This is a genomic window from Paracoccus sp. MKU1 (genome assembly GCF_001447385.1).
In the GTDB taxonomy this organism is placed as follows: Bacteria; Pseudomonadota; Alphaproteobacteria; order Rhodobacterales; family Rhodobacteraceae; genus Paracoccus.
Map to the genome: position 1 here is coordinate 195,093 of NZ_LLWQ01000215.1, position 18,180 is coordinate 213,272.

Genomic DNA, 18,180 nt, shown 5'->3' on the forward strand with positions numbered 1-18,180 from the left:
CTTTGGCTTCCTCCCCAGTCACCGCTCCTCGGCGGTGCGTTTCTCCCGCTGCAAGACGACAGCAAGAACGATGATGACCCCCTGGATCGCCCCGTTCAGATAGGGGCTGACCAGATCGGCCAGATTCAGGATGTTGTCGATCAGCGACAGGATCAGCACGCCGACCACCGTGCCCCAGACCCGGCCGCGCCCGCCCTTCAGCGCGGTGCCGCCGATGATGACGGCGGCGATGGCCTCAAGCTCCCACAGGACCCCGGTCGAGCCCGAGGCCGAGCCGAGCCGCGGCACGTAAAGCACCACCGCCAGCCCGACCAGCACGCCCAGCAGCACATAGGTCAGAAGCCGCATCCGGTTCACGTCGATGGCCGAATAGCGCGCGACCCGGTCGTTCGAGCCGATGGCCTCGACATGGCGGCCGAAGCGGGAATGGCGCATGGTCCATTCGCCAAGGATCGCGACGATGGCAAAGACGATGATCGGCCAGGTGATCCAGCCGATCCCGCTGTAATAGACCGGCCGGTAAAGCGTGCGCAGCCCGTAATCCAGCGACAGCGTGCCGCCATCGGCCAGCCATGTGACCAGCGAGCGGAAGATGCCCATGGTGCCCAGCGTGACGATGAAGGGCTCGATCCGCGCCTTGGTGACCAGCGCGCCGTTCAGGTATCCGGCGGCGATGCCGCCCAGCACGGCGACGCCCATGCCGACCAGGATCGTGCCCCAGTTCAGGCCGGTCGTCGGCAGAGCGGCGTTCATGGCGATGATGGCGATGCCGGCCAGGAAGGCGGCCATGGACCCTACCGACAGGTCCAGCCCGCCCGCCGTGATGACGAAGGTCATGCCCACCGCGATCAGCCCGATGAAGGCCGAGCGCGCCAGCACGTTGGTGATGTTCGCCGGCGCCAGAAAGGCGCTGTTCAGCGCCGCGCCCAGGATCACCAGGGCAACCAAAGCGACAAGCGGGCCAAGGGTATGCAGGTCGAGTTTCATGCGGCTTCTCCGGTCACGCCCATGGCAAGGCGGACGATGCGGTCCTCGGTCATGTCCTCGCCGGCCAGCTCGCCGGCCAGTCGCCCCTCGCGCATCACCAGCACGCGATCCGACAGGCCGATCACCTCGGTCATCTCGCTGCTGATGACGATCAGGCTGCGGCCTTCGGCGGCGAGCTTGCGGATGAAGGCATAGATCTGCCGCTTGGTGCCCACGTCGATGCCGCGTGTCGGCTCGTCGATGAGAATGATTCGAGGATCAGGCAACATCACCTTGGCTAGTAACAGTTTTTGCTGATTTCCGCCCGAAAGCTTGCCGGTCGGCATGTCGCGGCGCGGGGCGCGGATGTCGAATTCCTGCGTGGCGCGCTCCAGCGCCGCATCCTCGGCGCGGGTGTCCAGCCGCCAGCCGCCGAAGCGTTCCAGCGTCGCCAGCGTCAGGTTCTCGCGCAGGCCCTTGTCGAGCAGCAGCCCGGCCTCCTTGCGGTCCTCGGTCAGATAGGCGAGGCCGGCGGCAAAGGCGTCGCGCAGGCTGCGGATGGCGACCGGCCGGCCCTCGACCCGGATCTCGCCGGTCGAGGTGCGCAGCCCGACCAACCCCTCGGCCAGTTCGGTGCGGCCCGAGCCGACGAGACCGGCGATGCCCAGCACCTCGCCCCGGCGCAGGGTAAAGCTGACGTCGCGGACCCGGCCGGGCACGGTCAGGCCCCGGACCTCCAGCGCCGGCTGGTCGCCCGGCTGGCCCTTGGGCGGATAGAAATCCTGCAATTCGCGGCCAACCATGGCGGTGGCCATGCCGTCCTCGGTCAGCTCGCCGCGCAGCGCCTGGCGCACCACGCGGCCGTCGCGCAGCACGGTGATGCGGTCGGCCAGATGCGCCACCTCGTCCAGCCGGTGCGAGCAGTAAAGGATCGCCACCCCCTCGGCCCGCAGCCGGTCGATCTGGGCGTAAAGCGCACCGACCTCGCGATGGGTCAGCACGGCGCTGGGTTCGTCCATGATCAGCACGCGGGCCTTGCGCGACAGGGCCTTGGCGATCTCGACCATCTGGCGGTCGGGCACCGACAGGTCGCGGATGCGGGCATCGGGGTCGATGCGGGTGTCCAGCCGCTTGAGCAGCGCGGCGGTCGCATCCCGCATCGCGGCATGGTCCAGCCGCCAGCCGCCGATCTCGCGGCCCAGGAACACGTTCGCCGCCACCGTCAGGTCGGGGGCAAGGTTGAATTCCTGGTGGATGACCACGATGCCCCGCGCCTCGGCCTCGGGGCCACTGGCAAAGCTTGCGGGCTGGCCGTCCAGCAGGATCTCGCCCGAAGTCGGGTCCAGGAAACCGCCGAGGATCTTCATGATCGTGGACTTGCCGGCGCCGTTCTCGCCGATCAGGGCATGGACCTCGCCCGGCTCCAGCGCCAGATCGACGCCGTGCAGCACCTCGATCGGGCCGAAGCTTTTCGAGACGTTTCTCAGCGCCAGCACGGTCATGGCCCGACCTCGACCCAGGCGCCGTCCCGTGTTGCAGAAGCCTGGGCGGCGGCGATGAAATCCATGCCGGACAGCCCGGCATTCAGTCCGGGAATGCGATCCGACAGGCTGGAATCGCCTCGAATAACATCCGCTATATCACGATATAGATTGGCAAAACCTTCCAGATAGCCCTCGGGATGCCCCGGCGGGGTGCGCGACGAGGCGCTGCGGTCCTGCGCCCGGGTCAGGATGCGGGCCGGGCCGTCCTTGGGCGACAGGATCAGCCGCTCGGGGTCGGACAGGCGCCATTCGAGTGCCGCCTGCGTGCCAAAGAGGCGCAAGGACAGCCCATTCTCCTGCCCGACGGCGACCTGGCTGACCCAGATGCCGCCCTTTGCCCCCGAGGCGTAGCGCAGCGCGATCCGCGCATCGTCATCGACCGCGCGGCCCGGCACCATGCTGGACAGATCGGCCGACAGGGACGCGGGCGTCTGGCCGGTGACGAATTGCGCCAGCTGCCAGGCATGGGTGCCGATGTCGCCGATGGCCCCGGCGCCGGCGCGGGCGGGATCGGTGCGCCATTCGGCCTGTTTGCTGTCGGTCCGGTCGGCCAGCCAGCCTTGCAGATATTCGGCCTGCACCAGCCGGATATCCCCCAGCGCGCCCTCGGCCACCAGCGCGCGGGCCTCGCGCACCATGGGCATGGCGCAGTAGTTGTGGGTCAGGAAGAACCGCGCGCCGCTGGCCCGCGCGGCCTCGGCGATCTGGCGCGCCTGTTCGGGCGTCGCGGCCAGCGGCTTGTCGCAGATCACATGGATGCCCGCGCGCAGGAAGGCCGCGGCGGGGGCGGCGTGCAGGTGGTTCGGCGTGACGATGCTGACCGCCTCGATCCCGTCCTCGCGCGCCGCCTCGGCCCGCGCCATCTCGGCGAAATCGCCATAGCTGCGGATGCCCAGCTCGGCGGCGCTGGCCGCCGCGCGCGCAGGGTCCGAGGACAGCGCCCCCGCGACCAGCACGAACCGCCCGTCCATGCGGGCCGCGATGCGATGGATGGCGCCGATGAAGGCGCCGCTGCCGCCGCCGACCATGCCCAGGCGAACCGGCCTCATAGCCCCAGCACCCTGTCGATGGCCGCGCGGTCCACGCGGCTGGCGGCGAAATCGTCGAAGGCGTGCGGCGTCACCCGGATGATGTGGTCGCGCACGAAACGCGCGCCCTCGCGCGCGCCATCCTCGGGATGCTTCAGCGCGCATTCCCATTCGACCACCGCCCAGCCGTCGAAACCGTATTGCGTCAGCTTCGAGAACACCGCGCCGAAATCCACCTGCCCGTCGCCGGGACTGCGGAAGCGGCCGGCGCGCTCGGCCCAACCCTGATAGCCGCCATAGACCCCTTGTCGGCCGGTCGGGCGGAACTCGGCATCCTTGACGTGGAACATGCGGACGCGGTCGTGATAGATGTCGATGTTCTGAAGGTAATCAAGCTGTTGCAGGACATAATGCGAGGGATCGTAAAGCATGTTCGCCCGGCGGTGCCCGTCCACGCGGTCGAGGAACATCTCGAATGTCACGCCGTCGTGCAGATCCTCGCCCGGATGGATCTCATAGCACAGGTCGATGCCGTATTCTTCGGCCAGATCCAGCAGCGGGTGCCAGCGCGCGGCCAGCGTGTCGAAGGCGGCCTCGACCAGCCCCGGTGCGCGTTGCGGCCAGGGGTAAAGGTAAGGCCAGGCCAAGGCCCCCGAAAACGTCGCCATCCGGTCCAGCCCCAGCAGCCGGCTGACGCGGATGGCGCGGGCGACCTGATCGACCGCCCATTCCTGCCGCGCGCTGGGATTGCCGCGCAGGGCGGGCGGCGCAAAGGCGTCGAAACCGGCGTCATAGGCCGGATGCACGGCGACGAGCTGGCCTTGCAGATGGGTGGAAAGCTCGGTCACCTCGACGCCGTTCTGCCGGGCGATGCCCAGAAATTCGTCGCGATAGTCCTGCGAGTCCCCGGCAAGCTCCAGATCCAGCATGCGCGGGTCGCCGGTCGGCACCTGCACGCCCCGATAGCCGCAATCGGCCGCCCAGCGGGTGATGCCGTCCCAGCTGTCGAAGGGCGCCGTCTCGCCGATGAACTGCGCCAGAAACAGCGCCGGTCCCTTGATGGTCCGCATGGTTTCCCTCTCTCCCCAAGGGTCAGGCTGCACTGGTCTGCAATCGATTGCAACATTTTCTTGCGCCCGGCCGCGCGGCGCGCGTAACCTTGGGCGATGGAAAGTCGGACCCCGCCCGGACGGGCCAGATTGTCGGATGTCGCGCAGCGCGCGGGCGTGTCGGCCTCGACCGTCAGCCGGGTGCTGTCCAATCCCGGCGTGGTGGCCGAAGCGACGCGTGAGGCGGTGATGCGGGCGGTGGCCGAGACCGGCTATCGCATGAACCACGCCGCGCGGAACCTGCGCAAGCAAAGGACCGGCTGCGTCGTGGCGCTGGTGCCCAATCTGGGCAACCCGTTCTTTGCCAAGATCCTGGACGGCATGGGCCGGGAACTGGCCGGCGCCGGCTATGACCTGCTGGTCGCCGATACGCTGGAGGACAGCGGCCGCCATACCCGGTTGGACCGTTTCCTCGACCCCTCGCGGGCGGATGGGATCATCCTTCTGGACGGGCTGGCGCCCTTTGGCGATCTGGCCGGGCGGGCGGACCTGCCGCCGGTGATCACCGCCTGCGAATGGATCGAGGGCGCGGAACTGCCCCGCGTCATGCTGGACAATCGCGATGGCGGGCGGTTGGCCGTGGCGCATCTGCGCGGCCTTGGCCACAGCCATATCGGCCTGATCGGCGGCCCGCCCGGCAACGTGCTGCACAAGGCGCGGCGCGAAGGCGCGCTGTCGGCGGCGGGCGATGCGCGGATCACCGAGTTTCCCGGCGACTTCACCCTGCAATCGGGGCAGCAGGCGGCGCTGGCCTGGCAGGCGCTGCCGGCCTCGGACCGCCCGACCGGCATCTTCGCCTTTTCCGACGAGATGGCCTGCGCCTTCATGTCGGGGCTTCAGCGCGCCGGGCATCATGTGCCGGGCGATGTCTCGATCGTCGGCTTCGACGATATCGAGCTGGTGTCGCACCTGGCCCCGGCGCTGACCACGATCCGCCAGCCCAAGCGCGAGATCGGCCGCAAGGCCGCGCGGATCGTGCTGGACCGCATCGCCGGGCGCGAGATCCCGGCCGTGACCCTGCTGGCGCCGCGGCTGATGCTGCGGGAGACCACGGCGCCGCCGCCCTGAACGCAAAAGGGCGCCCGCGACGGGGCGCCCTTGCTGCAATCGCGTGGGGTCAGTCGGCGCTGGCCTCGTTCAGGCGCAGCCCGGCCGGGGCGCCGTGCAGGTCGTGGATCGGGGCGGCCTCGCCTCCGGTCCCGCCGGCCAGCACGCGGTCGAACTGCTCGCGGTCCAGCGCGCCCTCCCAGCGGCTGACGACGACCGTGGCCACCGCATTGCCGATGAAATTGGTGATCGAGCGGCATTCCGACATGAAGCGGTCCACGCCCAGGATCAGCGCCATGCCGGCGACCGGCACGGTCGGCACCACCGAAAGCGTCGCGGCCAGGGTGATGAAGCCCGCCCCGGTCACGCCCGCCGCGCCCTTCGACGACAGCATGGCGACCAGCAGCAGCAGGATCTGCTGTTGCAGCGTCAGGTCGGTATTGGTGGCCTGGGCGATGAACAGCGCCGCCAGCGTCATGTAGATGTTGGTGCCGTCCAGGTTGAAGCTGTAGCCGGTCGGCACGACCAGCCCGACGACCGAACGCTTGCAGCCGGCCTTCTCCATCTTCTCCATCAGCGAGGGCAGCGCCGATTCCGAGGACGAGGTGCCCAGCACCAGCAGGATCTCGGCCTTGAGATAGGAGATCAGCCGGAAGATCGAAAAGCCGTTGAGCATGCAGACCGTGCCCAGGATCACGATCACGAACAGCGCCGAGGTCAGGTAGAAGGTGCCGACCAGCGTCGCCAGGTTCACCACCGAGGCGATGCCGTATTTGCCGATGGTGAAGGCGAAGGCCCCGAAGGCGCCGACGGGCGCGGCCTTCATCAGGATGTCCACCATGCGGAAGACGGCGTGGCTGATTGCCTCGAACAGCGCCACGACCGGCTTGCCCTTGTCGCCGATCAGGATCAGGCCGATGCCGAACAGGATGGCGACGAACAGCACTTGCAGGATGTTGCCATCGACGAAGGCCGAGGTGATCGTGGACGGGATGATGTCCATGACAAAGCCGGTCAGCGACGATTCATGCGCCTTGCTGGCATAGTCGGCGACCTTGCTGGCATCCAGCGTCGCCGGGTCGATGTTCATGCCGGCGCCGGGCCGGATGACATTGGCGGTGACCAGCCCGACCACCAGCGCCAGGGTCGAGAAGGTCAGGAAATAGCCGAAGGCCTTGCCGACGACCGAGCCCACGCCCTTCAGCGTGCCCATGCCGGCCAGCCCGGTGACGATGGTCAGGAAGATGACCGGGGCGATGATCATCTTGACCAGCTTGATGAAGGCATCGCCCAGGGGCTTCAGCGCCTCGCCGGTCTCGGGATAGAAATGCCCGATCAGCGCGCCGGCGACGATGGCGCAAAGAACCTGGAAATAAAGATGCCTGTAAAAGGGCCGCGGTGCGTGAGCGACCGGCGCGGCCGTGGTGTCGATGTGCATGGGGCCTCCTCCAACCTGCGTATGACGGTGATGTGACCGCCATGATAAATTCGCCGGCTCTGGCGCCCAAAAACCCGGCGCATGACAGCAATGCGTTGTAATCATGGCTTTTTGCCCAAAGCCGCCCGGCTGATCTGTGTGGTTTTCCGCACAGGCCGGATCTGCTAGTGTGGAAACCCGCACAACGCCCGACCGCATGGGGAAGCATGACCGCCACAACCGATTCGCAAGGCGAGAGGCCCAGCCCGGTGCTGTGGCGGCTGACGCTCGCGGTCGCCGTGGCGCTGGCCATGCTGGCCGCTCTGGCGCTGACCTTCCGGCTGGCCCATGACAGCGCCGCCCGCGCCCTGACCGAGCGGCTGGCGGTCAGCGCGCAGAGCCGGGTGCAGACGCTGGAAAGCGTGCTGGCCAAGCAGCGCGCCGTGGCCACGGTTCTGTCCGACGATGCCGCCGTGCGGCAGGCGCTGGCCGATCCGTCGCCGGCCAATGTCTCGCGCGTGTCGCAAAAGCTGGAACGGTTGCAGGAACAGACCAGCAGCGCGGTGATCTATCTGCTCAATCGCGACGGCGTCGCCATTGCCGCCTCGAACTGGCACGATCCCGACAGTTTCATCGGCTCGGACTACAGCTTCCGCAGCTATTTCAGCGAGGCGCTGCTTCGCGGCGAGGCGACGCAATTCGCGCTCGGCACCGTCAGCAACCGGCCCGGGCTTTATCTGTCGCATGACGTGCCGTCCGAGGGCGGCCCCCCGGGCGTCGTCGTGGTGAAGGTCGAGTTCGACGCGATGGAACAGGGCTGGACCCGGGCGGCCGAGACCACGCTGGTCACCGACGCCACCGGGCAGGTGATCCTGACCAGCCTGCCGGGCCTGCGCTTCGGGCCGCTGCCGCCAGTCGCGGCCGGGCAGGTCTCGGCCCGGCGCGAGGTGCCGGGGGCGGGCTGGGTGCTATGGGTCCGTGCGCCGGGGGCCGAGGCGGTGCGGGCGGCGTTGCTGGCGGCCGGGACGGTCGGCTTCCTGTTCACGCTGCTGCTGGCCGGCGGGCTCTGGGCCGCGCGCGCCCGCACCCGCGCCGCCCGCCGCGCCGAAGCCGAGCGCCGCTATCGCGCCGACCTGGAGCGCGCGGTCGAGGAACGCACCCGCGACCTGACCGCCGAAATGCGCGAGCGCCGCGCCGCCGAGCAGCGGCTGGCGCAATTGCAAGGCGAGATGGTGCAGGCCAACAAGCTGGCGACGCTGGGCCAGATCACCGCCGGCGTCGCGCATGAGGTGAACACGCCGCTGGCCACCATCCGCCTTTTGGCCGAGAACGGCCGGCAGATGCTGCCCTCGGACAGCCCCCGCCTGGATCGCAACCTGGCCCAGATCTCGCGCATGACCGACCGCATCGCGCAGATCACCACCGAGCTGCGCGGCTTTGCCCGCAAGGCCACGGGCCAGATGGGTCCGGTCCCGCTCAAGGAGGCGCTGGACGCGGCGCTGCTGCTGACCGCCAGCCGGCGGCGGGCGCAGAACATCCGCCTGACCCTGCCCGAGATCCCGCCCGGGTTGCGGGTCATGGCCGAGACCGTGCGGCTGGAGCAGATCCTGGTGAACCTGATCCAGAACGCGCAAGAGGCGCTGGAGGGCCGGGCCGACCCGGAAATCCGCATCGCGCTGCAAGACGACGGGCCGATGCTGCGGCTCAGCATCGCGGATAACGGGCCGGGGCTGTCGCCGCAGATCGCCGCCCAGCTTTTCACCCCCTTCGCCACCAGCAAGCCCGAGGGGCTGGGCCTCGGCCTGGTGATCTCGCAGGAGATCGCGCGGGATTTCGGCGGCAGCCTGACGGCCGAGCCGCAGCGCGAAGGGCAGGGCGCCACCTTCCACCTCGACCTGCCGAAAGCCGCATGACCGACGCACCCGCCCCCGACGCCCCGCTTGTCCGCCTTGTCGATGACGATCCCGACCTGCTGGAGGCGCAGATGCAGGCGCTGCATCTGGCCGGCTTTCGCGCCGAAGCCTTCACCGATCCGGCCGAGGCGCTTGGCGGGCTTGGCCCGGACTGGCCCGGCGTGGTGCTGTCGGACGTGCGCATGCCCGGCATGGACGGCTTCCAGCTGTTCGAGCGCATCCGCGCGCTCGACCCGGACCTGCCGGTGATCCTGCTGACCGGGCATGGCGACGTGCCGATGGCGGTCGCGGCGCTGAAACAGGGGGTCTACGACTTCCTGACCAAGCCGGTCGGCGGCGGCACGCTGGCGGCGGCGCTGGCGCGGGCGGCTTCCAGCCGGGCGCTGGTGCTGGAGAACCGCACCCTGCGCCGCCAGCAACAGGACAGCGCGGCGCGCGAGACCCGGCTGATCGGGCAAAGCCCCTTCATGCAGCACCTGCGCGAGACCGTCGAGCGGGTGGCCGAGGCAGGGGGCGACGTGCTGATCCTCGGCCCCGGCGGCTCGGGCAAGGAAACCGTGGCCCGCGCCATCCACCGCCAGAGCCCGCGCCGCGCCCGCGCCTTCGTCCATGTCGCCTGCGCCGCGCTGGACGAGGCGCGCTTCGAAGCCGAGATGCTGGGCAGCGAGCCGCAGGGCCGCGGCCCGCGCGCGCCCGGCCGGCTGGAGGCCGCCCATCGCGGCACGCTGTATCTGGACGAAATCGACGCGCTCGGCCCGGCGCTGCAAGCCCGCCTGCTGGCGCTGATCGAGGCACGCCAGATCCAGCCCCCCGGCAGCGCCGCGCCGCGGCCGCTGGACCTGCGCGTCATCGCCTCGACCCGCGCCGACCTGGAGCGGCTGATGCAGGAGGGGCGCTTTCGCGGCGATCTTTATTACCGGCTGTCGGGCATCACCCTGACCCTGCCGCCGCTGGCCGAGCGGCGCGAGGACATTCCCGAACTGTTCCGGCATTTCCTGCTCAGGGCGGCGGCGCGGCTGAACCTGCCGGTGGCGCCGGTCACCGGCGCGGTCAAGGCGCGGCTGGCCGGCCATGGCTGGCCCGGCAACCTGCGCGAATTGCAGCAATTCGCCGAAAGCCATGCGCTGGGGCTGACCCCCTTCGATCCGCCGCAGGAGGGCGAGGAGGCGCCGGGCCTTGCGGATCTGGTCGCGGGATACGAGGCCGAACTGATCCGCGAGGCACTGCGGCTTGCCCAGGGCAATGCGACCCAGGCCATGACCCGGCTGCGCCTGCCGCGCAAGACCTTCTACGACAAGCTGGCGCGCCACGGCATCAAGCCCGCCGATTTCCGCCCCGGCTAAAGCGCCTCCAGCCGGTCGCGCAGATGCGGCATCCGCTCCAGCGTCGCGGCCAGCCGCGTGCGCCAGGACGGGCCCTGCGCCATCGCCGTCTCATAGGCATCGCGCAGCTCGTCGGGCCGTTCCTCGGCCAGCGCCTCGATCAGGAATTCGGCCTGCGCCCGGTCCTTGCGCGCCTTCAGCGCCTCCGGCCCCTCGCGCCGGCGGTCGGCGACGATCAGCTTGTGGACGGCATAGCGTTCGGGCCGCGGCACCTGGATCAGGAAGCCGGCGCGGTAAAGCAGCGGCACCCGGATCGGATCGGCGATCAGGAAGTTCAGGTAATGCAGGCTCTGGGCCGAGACGCCAAGCGCCGGCAGGTCGCGCAGCCCCTCGGTCCCGTCGAAGCAGGGGGTCAGGAACTCGACCAGCGTCTGCTGCTCGCCCTGGCGCCAGCGCCAGACCCGCTGCCCCTCGACCGAGGGCAGGGGGTCGAAGCGCAGGTCGCGGAACACCTCGGCCAGCGGTTCGGTCACCCTGTCGCCCAGCACCAGCGACAGCCGCTCGAAACTGGCGATGTCGATATCGTCGGTCATGGCGGTCTGATCGAAGCCGATGCGCAGGCCCAGTTCGCCCTCGTAGCAGCGGAACGCCTGGGTGCCGACCAGCGTGCCGCCCAAGCGGAACACCCCGGCCCGCGCCATGGCCGAGATCACCTGGCCCGAGCCGCGATCGGTCATCAGGCAACCCTCGGCCCGCAGGATGCGCATCAGCCGCGCGCGTTCGCGCTGGCTCTGCTTCTCGGCCTCGCGCAGGCTCTCCAGCCGGTCAAGCCGCGCCCGCAATTCCTCGCCATCCTCGCCGATATAGCGGTCGACGGTCCGGTCGCCGATGCGGAAATGATCGTACCAATAGCCCTTCTGCCCGACCTTTTTCAGCCGCGGCACGCCGCGCAGTTCGCTGACCGCCGCATCCTTGAGATGCCGCAACAGATCGGTCCAGGCCGCCACCGCCACCGGCGAAAGATGCTGCGCCATAAGGGCTACCCCACGGATTTTTTCCCGTGGGGCAGGATAGTGCCCCGCAGCCTACCCCACAAGGAAATATTCGTGGGGTAGATCCAGACTGCCAGACTGCCAGATTTCACCGTTTCTCAAATACTCATGAATCCGTGCAGCTTGGCACCGCCAGGGCCGGCTTGGCCCCATGCTCGGCGACCCAGGCCAGCGCCCCGGCCAGCACCGCGTCATGGACCGCGGCGCCGATCGCCTCGCCCAGGGCAGTGTGCAGCCCGGCGAATGCGGTCGCGCCCGGGTCGCAGGCCACCGCGATGCAATCGGTGCCGGTGCCGGTCGCGCGGCCCGTCGGCAGGTCGATCCCGGCGGCGATGACGGCGGCGGTGCGGGCCTCGGCCACGATGCTCAGCGCCTCGATCATCGCAGCCTCGGTCAGCCCGTCCTCGACCAGCAGGGCGATGTTGATCGTGCCATGGCCGCGCCGCGGCTGCGCCATGCGGCGCCGGCCGACCCGCTCGGCATTGCCCAGGCCGACGGTGGCCAGGCAGGCCACCGGCCCGGCACAGGCCAGCCGGTGATGGCGCAACCCGCGCGAGGTCATCATGCCCACGTCGTCGCCATGGCCGATCCGCGTCATCTCGTCCCCCAGCCAGCGGGTCGCGTCCAGTTCGGGGGTCAGGTCGGCATCGCGGACCTGCCGGATCAGGACATGCCGCGCGCTGCGAAAACCGGGGCGATGCGGGGCAAAGGACAGCACGCGCCGCACCCGCCCCAGATCGGCCACCAGCCAGGGCGGGGCCAGCGTGACCCGCAAATCCGTCCGTTCCACCGCCATCGCCCGCCCCTTGCCCCGCGCGGGCAGGGTTTGCGCCATCGCGGGGCGGCGATCAATGCCCCTTTCAGATATGCAGCGCGTGGCCAAGCGCGCGCAGGCAGGCTTCGTGCAGCGCCTCGCCGCGGGTCGGGTGGGCATGGATGGTGCCGGCGATGTCCTCCAGCCGCGCGCCCATCTCCAGCGCCAGCGCAAAGCCGCCGGCCATCTCGGCCACGCCGGCGCCGACCGCCTGGATGCCCAGCACCTCATGCGTATCGGGCCGGGCGGTGACGCGGATGAAGCCGGTCTCGTCCCCCGCCGTCATCGCCCGGCCATTGGCGGCAAAGGGGAAGAGGCCGGTGACGACCTCGCGCCCCGCCGCCGCGGCCTCCTCGGGGGAAATGCCGACGCTGACGATCTCGGGATCGGTGAAGCAGACCGCCGGGATGGCGCGCTTGTCCCAGGCGCGGCGCTGGCCGGCGACCAGCTCGGCCACCATCTCGCCCTGGGCCATGGCGCGATGCGCCAGCATCGGCTCGCCGGTCACGTCGCCGATGGCCAGCACGCCGGTCATCGAGGTCCGGCAGCGTTCGTCGATGCGGATGAACGGCCCCGCCATCTCCAGCCGCAGCCCGTCCACCCCCGCACCGGTCGCGCGCGGGCGGCGGCCGACGGTGACCAGCACCTTGTCGGCCTGGATGTCCTCGGCCCCGTCCACCCCGGCGACGCGCAGCGCGCCGCTGTCCGACAGCCCGCCGGCCCGCGCCCCGGTCAGCAGCCGGATGCCCAGCTGGGTCAGGCGCTGCGCCACCGGGCGGGTCAGCTCGGCATCGTATTGCGGCAGGATGCGCGGTGCGGCCTCGACCACCGTCACCTCGGCGCCCAGCTTGGCATAGGCGATACCCAGTTCCAGCCCGATATAGCCGCCGCCGACCACGGCGAGCCGGCCCGGCACCTCGGTCAGCGCCAGCGCGTCGGTCGAGGAGATCACCTTGCCGCCAAAGGGCAGGGCGGGCAGCTCGATGGGCTCCGAGCCGGTGGCCAGCACCAGCACCTCGGTGCGGATCTGCACCGGGCCCTCGGGCGTCTCGACCAGCACGGTCTTGCCGTCGCGGATGCTGGCCCGGCCGGTGACCAGCCGCACCTTGGCCTTGCGCAGCAGCGCGGCGACGCCGCCGGTCAGCCGCTCGACGATGCCGTCCTTCCAGGCCATGGTGGCGCCAAGGTCCAGCCGGGCGGCACCGGCCGAAATCCCCATCGAAGGGGTCGAGGAAAGCTGCGCAAGCCGATGAAATTCATCGGCGGCATGGATCAGCGCCTTGGAGGGGATGCAGCCCACGTTGAGGCAGGTTCCCCCCGGCGGTTCGGCATCGACCACGACCGTATCGACGCCCAGCTGCCCGGCGCGGATGGCGCAGACATAGCCGCCGGGACCGGCGCCGATGATCAGCAGCCTGCATTGGATCTCGCGCATTCGCTCAGCCCTCCACGAAGATCAGCGCCGGGGTCTCCAGCAGCTCTTTCAGCCGCGCCACGAAGACGGCGGCGTCCCAGCCATCGATCACCCGGTGATCGAAGCTGCACGACAGGTTCATCATCTTGCGCGGCTCGAAGGCGGCGCCGTTCCAGAACGGCCGGACCGCCAGCCGGTTGACGCCGACGATGGCGACCTCGGGCAGGTTCAGGATCGGCGTCGAGGCGATGGCGCCCAAAGGCCCCAGCGAGGTGATGGTGATGGTCGAGCCGGAAAGCTCGTCGCGCTTGGCCGTGCCCTCCTTGGCGGCCGCGCCCAGCCGCGCGATCTCGGCGGCGGTGGCGCGCAGGTCCAGCGCCTCGGCATGGCGGACGACCGGCACCATCAGGCCATGGGGCGTCTGCGCCGCAATGCCCAGATGCACCCCGCCGAAACGGTGGATCAGCCCGGCTTCGGGGTGGTAATGCGCGTTCATCAGCGGCTGTTCATGCACGGCGCGCACAATGGCGCGGGCGATGAAGGGTAGCAGCGTCAGCCGCACCCCCTTGCCCTGGGCGTTCATGCGGCCGCGCAGGTCCTCCAGCGCGGTGGCGTCCAGCTCCTCGACGATGGTGATCTGCGGCACGCTGCCCGCCGCTTCCATCCGCTCGGCGATCTTGCGGCGCAAGCCGATGACGCGGATCTCCTCGACCGAGCCGTCGGGCTGCGGGCCCGAGGGCGCCGGGATGCCGCCCGAGGCGATGAAGGCGTCCAGATCCTCATGCCCGATGCGGCCGCCCGGACCCGAGCCGCGCACCAGCCGCAGGTCCACCCCCGCCTCGCGCGCCCGCGCCCGCACGGCGGGCGAAGCGATGGGCCTTTCGCCCTCGGGGCGCAGGGGCGCAGAGGCAGCGGCGGCGGGCCGCACCGGCGGTTTTGCGGCCGGCTGCTCCACCTCGGGCTCAGGTTCGGCCTTCGCTTGCGCCGGTTCGGGATCGGGCGGCGCCGTCTCGGCCTGCCGTGACGGTCCCGATGCGTCGGCCGCGGCCGGTGCCTGGGGGGCCGCGTCGCCGGCCACGTTGCCCGGCCCGTCCACCTCCAGCCGGATCAGCTCGGCGCCGACCGCGATCACGTCGCCGGGCTGCCCGGCCTGCCAGACCACCGTGCCGGTGACGGGCGAGGGGATTTCCACCGTCGCCTTGTCGGTCATCACCGCGACCATCGGGTCGTCCTCGCGCAGGATGTCGCCGGGCTTGACCAGCCATTCGGAGATCTCGGCCTCGGCAATGCCTTCGCCGATATCGGGCATGCGGATTGCGTGAATACCCATCTCAGGCCACCTCGACCAGTTGACGCAATGCCTCGGCCACCCGTGCGGGGCCGGGGAAATAGCTCCATTCATGCGTATGCGGATAGGGCGTGTCCCAGCCCGCCACCCGCCGGACCGGCGCTTCCAGGTGCCAGAAGCACTCCGCCTGCACCAGCGCCGCCAGTTCCGCGCCATAGCCCGAGGTCAGCGTCGCCTCGTGCAGCACCAGGCAGCGGCCGGTCTTGTTGACCGAAGCCAGGATGGTCTCCATGTCCAGCGGCAGCAGGGTGCGCAGGTCGATCACCTCGGCATCGACGCCGGATTCCTCGGCCGCGGCCAGCGCGACATGGACCATGGTGCCATAGGTCAGCACCGTGGCCGCCCGGCCCTGCCGACGCAGCACCGCCTTGCCCAGCGGGACGGTATAATGCCCCTCGGGCACCTCGCCCAGCTCATGGCTTTTCCAGGCCGTGACCGGACGGTCGTGATGGCCGTCGAAGGGCCCGTTATAGAGCCGCTTCGGCTCCATGAAGATCACCGGGTCGGGATCCTCGATGGCGGCCAGCAGCAGCCCCTTGGCGTCCCGCGGGTTCGAGGGCACCACGGTCTTCAACCCCGTGACATGGGTGAACAGCGCCTCGGGGCTCTGGCTGTGGGTCTGGCCGCCGAAGATGCCGCCGCCGGTGGGCATGCGCACCACCATCGGGCAGGTGAACTGCCCGGCCGAGCGATAGCGCAGCCGCGCCGCCTCGGACACGATCTGGTCATAGGCGGGATACATGTAGTCGGCGAACTGGATCTCGACCACCGGCTTCAGCCCGTATGCGGCCATGCCGATGCCGGCGCCGACGATGCCGGATTCGTTGATCGGCGTGTCGAAACAGCGGGTCTTGCCGTATTTCGCCTGCAAGCCGGCGGTGCAGCGGAAGACGCCGCCGAAATAGCCCACGTCCTCGCCGAAAACCACGACGGAGGGGTCGGCGCCCATCGCCACGTCCATCGCGTCGCGGATCGCCTCGATCATCGTCATGCGTGCCATGTCAGAACCCCGCCTCGTGACGTTGCTTCAGAAGATGCGGCGGCATCTCGGCATAGACATCCTCGAACATGTCGGCCGGGCTGGGATGCTGGCCGTGATGCAGCGTGCCGATGGCCTCGGCGCGCTTCTGCTGTTCGGTGATCTCGGCCAGGATCTCGGCCTCGGCCTGGGCGTGGCGCTCGTCGCTCCAGATGCCAAGCGCGATCAGGTGGTTCTTGAGCCGCAGGATCGGGTCGCCGAGCGGCCAGGCCGTGCTTTCCTCGGCCGGGCGATAGGCCGAGGGGTCGTCCGAGGTCGAATGCCCGCCGGCGCGATAGGTGACATATTCGATCAGCGTCGGGCCCAGGTTGCGCCGGGCGCGCTCCGCCGCCCATTTCGCCACCGCCAGAACCGCCAGATAGTCGTTGCCATCGACGCGCAGCGAGGGAATGCCGAAGCCGTGCCCGCGGGCCGCGAAGGTGCCCGAACCGCCCCGCGCGATGCCCTGGAAGGTCGAGATCGCCCATTGGTTGTTGACGATGTTCAGGATCACCGGCGCCTTGTAGGTCGAGGCAAAGACCAGCGCGGCGTGGAAGTCGCTTTCCGCCGTCGAGCCGTCGCCGATCCAGGCCGCCGAGATCTTGCGGTCGCCCGAGATCGCCGAGGCCATGGCCCAGCCCACCGCCTGGATGAACTGCGTGGCAAGGTTGCCCGAGATGGTGAAGAAGCCGTGCTCGCGCGAGGAATAGCAGACCGGCAGCTGCCGGCCGCGCATCGGGTCCTCGGAGTTCGAGAAGATCTGGTTCATCATCGAGCTGAGCGGATAGCCGGCGGCGATCAGCAGCCCGGCCTGGCGATAGGTCGGGAAGTTCATGTCGCCCGGCGCCAGCGCCCGCTGGAAGGCGCAGGAGATCGCCTCCTCGCCCAGATGCTGCATGTAGAAGCTGGTCTTTTGCTGGCGCTGCGCGTTCAGCATCCGCGCGTCATAGATGCGCAGCGTCATCATGTGGCGCAGCCCGGTCAGCAGGTCCTCGGGGGTGATGTCCAGCGCCTCGGCCCATGGGCCCACGGCCTGGCCCTCGCGGTTCAGCACCCGGATGATGGTGAATGCCAGGTCGCGGATCTCCTCGGGATCGACATCGACCGGCGGGCGGCGCACCGTGCCCGCGCGCGGGATCGCGACATGCGAGAAATCCGGCTGGCCGCCGGGCCGCACCTCGGGCTCCGGCACGATCAGGCTTAGCGGCGGATACTCGTTCGGGTCTGGCGTCTCCATCGGCATCTCCTCTTGCCTTGGTCACTGGTCAGGGGCGGGCGGGACCGCCCCGGAAGGCGCGGATATCGGGCATTCGCGCGATGCGGTTCAGGACGGTCGGCCCGGACAGGCTGCCGGCGGGATGAAACGCCATCCGCACCGTGCTGCCGCAGGGCTGATCGATCCGGCTGCCGGGTCCGACCGACAGATGCGCCAGACGGCAGCCGATCCGGCGCAGCTCATCAAGCGCGCGCGACAGGTGCTCCAGCGGCGTGTCCGTGGAAAAACTGACGACATACAGGCGTTCCATCGTGCTCCTCCCAAGCGGATGATGCCACAAATCGTCGCAAAATCTCCTTTCTTTATTTCCAGCTATCAGCCAGAATGCAAAAGATTCTTCTGACGATTCCGGAAAAACATGAGCGGATCTTCTGCCCCGCGCCAGCTTGACGCGATCGACCTCAGGATCCTGCGGGCGTTGAGTCGCGACGGGAGGCTGTCGAACAGCCAGCTTGCCGAAAGGGTCGGCCTGTCGCCCAGCCCCTGCTGGCAGCGCACCCGCCGGCTGGAGGCCGAGGGCGTCATCAAGGGCTACGGCGCCATCCTCGACCAGTCGCGCCTCGGCGCCGCCGAGACCGTCATCATCGAGATCACGCTGGAGCGGCACGACGACAAGGTGCTGGAGGAGTTCGGCCGCGCCATGGCCGCCATCCCCGAAGTGCAGGAGGTCTGGCTGACCACCGGCGAATACGACTATCTGCTGAAGGTCGCGGTGAACGGCACCCGCGGCTACGAGGAGTTCCTGCGCCGCAAGCTCTATCGCGTGCCGGGCATCCGCCATGCCCGCTCGATCTTCACCCTGCGCTGCCTGAAGGAGCGCGGCAGCATCCTGCCGCTGCTGGCCGAGACGGACTGACGCGTCGCCGGCGCGGCCGCGGCGGACCTTTGGCCGCGCTACCTGCCCCGGGCGCC

At 69.7% G+C, this 18,180-nt stretch carries 16 protein-coding genes; 4 read left to right on the forward strand and 12 right to left on the reverse strand.

Annotated elements, in window-relative coordinates:
• Window positions 1–18 precede the first annotated feature (18 nt).
• Genes AQY21_RS23655 through AQY21_RS23670 form a run of 4 tightly spaced genes read right to left on the reverse strand, consistent with a single transcriptional unit; the run spans window position 19 to window position 4,608 of the window.
• Window positions 19–987, reverse strand: a complete 969-nt coding sequence (locus tag AQY21_RS23655; RefSeq protein ID WP_058100034.1) for an ABC transporter permease — start codon at window positions 985–987, stop codon at window positions 19–21.
• Window positions 984–2,468 carry a sugar ABC transporter ATP-binding protein gene (locus AQY21_RS23660; protein ID WP_058100035.1) on the reverse strand — a complete coding sequence of 495 codons (1,485 nt, stop codon included), beginning with the start codon at window positions 2,466–2,468 and terminating at the stop codon, window positions 984–986. The genes AQY21_RS23655 and AQY21_RS23660 overlap by 4 nt, the downstream gene beginning before the upstream one ends.
• Window positions 2,465–3,559, reverse strand: coding sequence for a Gfo/Idh/MocA family protein (locus AQY21_RS23665; RefSeq protein ID WP_058100036.1), 1,095 nt, complete (start codon window positions 3,557–3,559; stop codon window positions 2,465–2,467). Before AQY21_RS23665 ends, AQY21_RS23660 begins: the two co-directional genes overlap by 4 nt.
• Window positions 3,556–4,608, reverse strand: a complete 1,053-nt coding sequence (locus AQY21_RS23670; RefSeq protein ID WP_058100037.1) for a sugar phosphate isomerase/epimerase — start codon at window positions 4,606–4,608, stop codon at window positions 3,556–3,558. The genes AQY21_RS23665 and AQY21_RS23670 overlap by 4 nt, the downstream gene beginning before the upstream one ends.
• Before the next feature lie 96 nt (window positions 4,609–4,704).
• On the opposite strand from AQY21_RS23670, the gene AQY21_RS23675 reads away from it, so the two are divergent.
• Window positions 4,705–5,715 carry a LacI family DNA-binding transcriptional regulator gene (locus tag AQY21_RS23675; RefSeq protein ID WP_058100038.1) on the forward strand — a complete coding sequence of 337 codons (1,011 nt, stop codon included), beginning with the start codon at window positions 4,705–4,707 and terminating at the stop codon, window positions 5,713–5,715.
• Window positions 5,716–5,764: 49 nt separating this feature from the next.
• Here AQY21_RS23675 and AQY21_RS23680 read toward each other — a convergent pair whose 3' ends face one another.
• The gene (locus AQY21_RS23680; RefSeq protein ID WP_058100039.1) at window positions 5,765–7,132 is read right to left on the reverse strand and encodes a dicarboxylate/amino acid:cation symporter; all 1,368 of its coding nucleotides are present in this window, start codon (window positions 7,130–7,132) and stop codon (window positions 5,765–5,767) included.
• Window positions 7,133–7,338: 206 nt separating this feature from the next.
• Between AQY21_RS23680 and AQY21_RS23685 the strand changes: the two genes are divergently transcribed.
• A complete protein-coding gene (locus AQY21_RS23685; RefSeq protein ID WP_058100040.1) occupies window positions 7,339–9,024 on the forward strand; it encodes an ATP-binding protein in 1,686 nt (561 codons plus the stop codon).
• Complete coding sequence (locus AQY21_RS23690; RefSeq protein ID WP_058100041.1) at window positions 9,021–10,367, forward strand: sigma-54 dependent transcriptional regulator; 1,347 nt, start codon at window positions 9,021–9,023, stop codon at window positions 10,365–10,367. Before AQY21_RS23685 ends, AQY21_RS23690 begins: the two co-directional genes overlap by 4 nt.
• On the opposite strand, the gene AQY21_RS23695 is transcribed toward AQY21_RS23690, so the two are convergent.
• From AQY21_RS23695 to AQY21_RS23725, 7 genes are all read right to left on the reverse strand, one after another.
• Window positions 10,364–11,380 carry a GSU2403 family nucleotidyltransferase fold protein gene (locus AQY21_RS23695; protein WP_058100042.1) on the reverse strand — a complete coding sequence of 339 codons (1,017 nt, stop codon included), beginning with the start codon at window positions 11,378–11,380 and terminating at the stop codon, window positions 10,364–10,366. The genes AQY21_RS23690 and AQY21_RS23695 overlap by 4 nt on opposite strands.
• A gap of 124 nt (window positions 11,381–11,504) precedes the next feature.
• The gene (locus AQY21_RS23700) at window positions 11,505–12,194 is read right to left on the reverse strand and encodes an adenosylcobinamide amidohydrolase (RefSeq protein ID WP_058100069.1); all 690 of its coding nucleotides are present in this window, start codon (window positions 12,192–12,194) and stop codon (window positions 11,505–11,507) included.
• 64 nt (window positions 12,195–12,258) lie between these two features.
• Window positions 12,259–13,647 (reverse strand): dihydrolipoyl dehydrogenase, encoded by a 1,389-nt coding sequence (gene lpdA, locus AQY21_RS23705; protein WP_058100043.1) that lies wholly within the window; start codon window positions 13,645–13,647, stop codon window positions 12,259–12,261.
• Window positions 13,648–13,651: 4 nt separating this feature from the next.
• Window positions 13,652–14,956: a dihydrolipoamide acetyltransferase family protein gene (locus AQY21_RS23710; RefSeq protein WP_058100044.1), complete on the reverse strand. Its 1,305-nt coding sequence runs from the start codon at window positions 14,954–14,956 to the stop codon at window positions 13,652–13,654.
• 1 nt (window position 14,957) lies between these two features.
• Complete coding sequence (locus AQY21_RS23715; protein WP_058100045.1) at window positions 14,958–15,974, reverse strand: alpha-ketoacid dehydrogenase subunit beta; 1,017 nt, start codon at window positions 15,972–15,974, stop codon at window positions 14,958–14,960.
• A 1-nt stretch (window position 15,975) separates the two neighbouring features.
• On the reverse strand, window positions 15,976–17,229 hold the full coding sequence (locus AQY21_RS23720; RefSeq protein ID WP_058100046.1) for a 3-methyl-2-oxobutanoate dehydrogenase (2-methylpropanoyl-transferring) subunit alpha: 1,254 nt from the start codon (window positions 17,227–17,229) through the stop codon (window positions 15,976–15,978).
• A 28-nt stretch (window positions 17,230–17,257) separates the two neighbouring features.
• Window positions 17,258–17,518: a hypothetical protein gene (locus tag AQY21_RS23725; protein WP_058100047.1), complete on the reverse strand. Its 261-nt coding sequence runs from the start codon at window positions 17,516–17,518 to the stop codon at window positions 17,258–17,260.
• Window positions 17,519–17,626: 108 nt separating this feature from the next.
• Between AQY21_RS23725 and AQY21_RS23730 the strand changes: the two genes are divergently transcribed.
• The gene (locus tag AQY21_RS23730) at window positions 17,627–18,124 is read left to right on the forward strand and encodes an Lrp/AsnC family transcriptional regulator (RefSeq protein ID WP_058100048.1); all 498 of its coding nucleotides are present in this window, start codon (window positions 17,627–17,629) and stop codon (window positions 18,122–18,124) included.
• The last annotated feature ends 56 nt before the right edge of the window (window positions 18,125–18,180 follow it).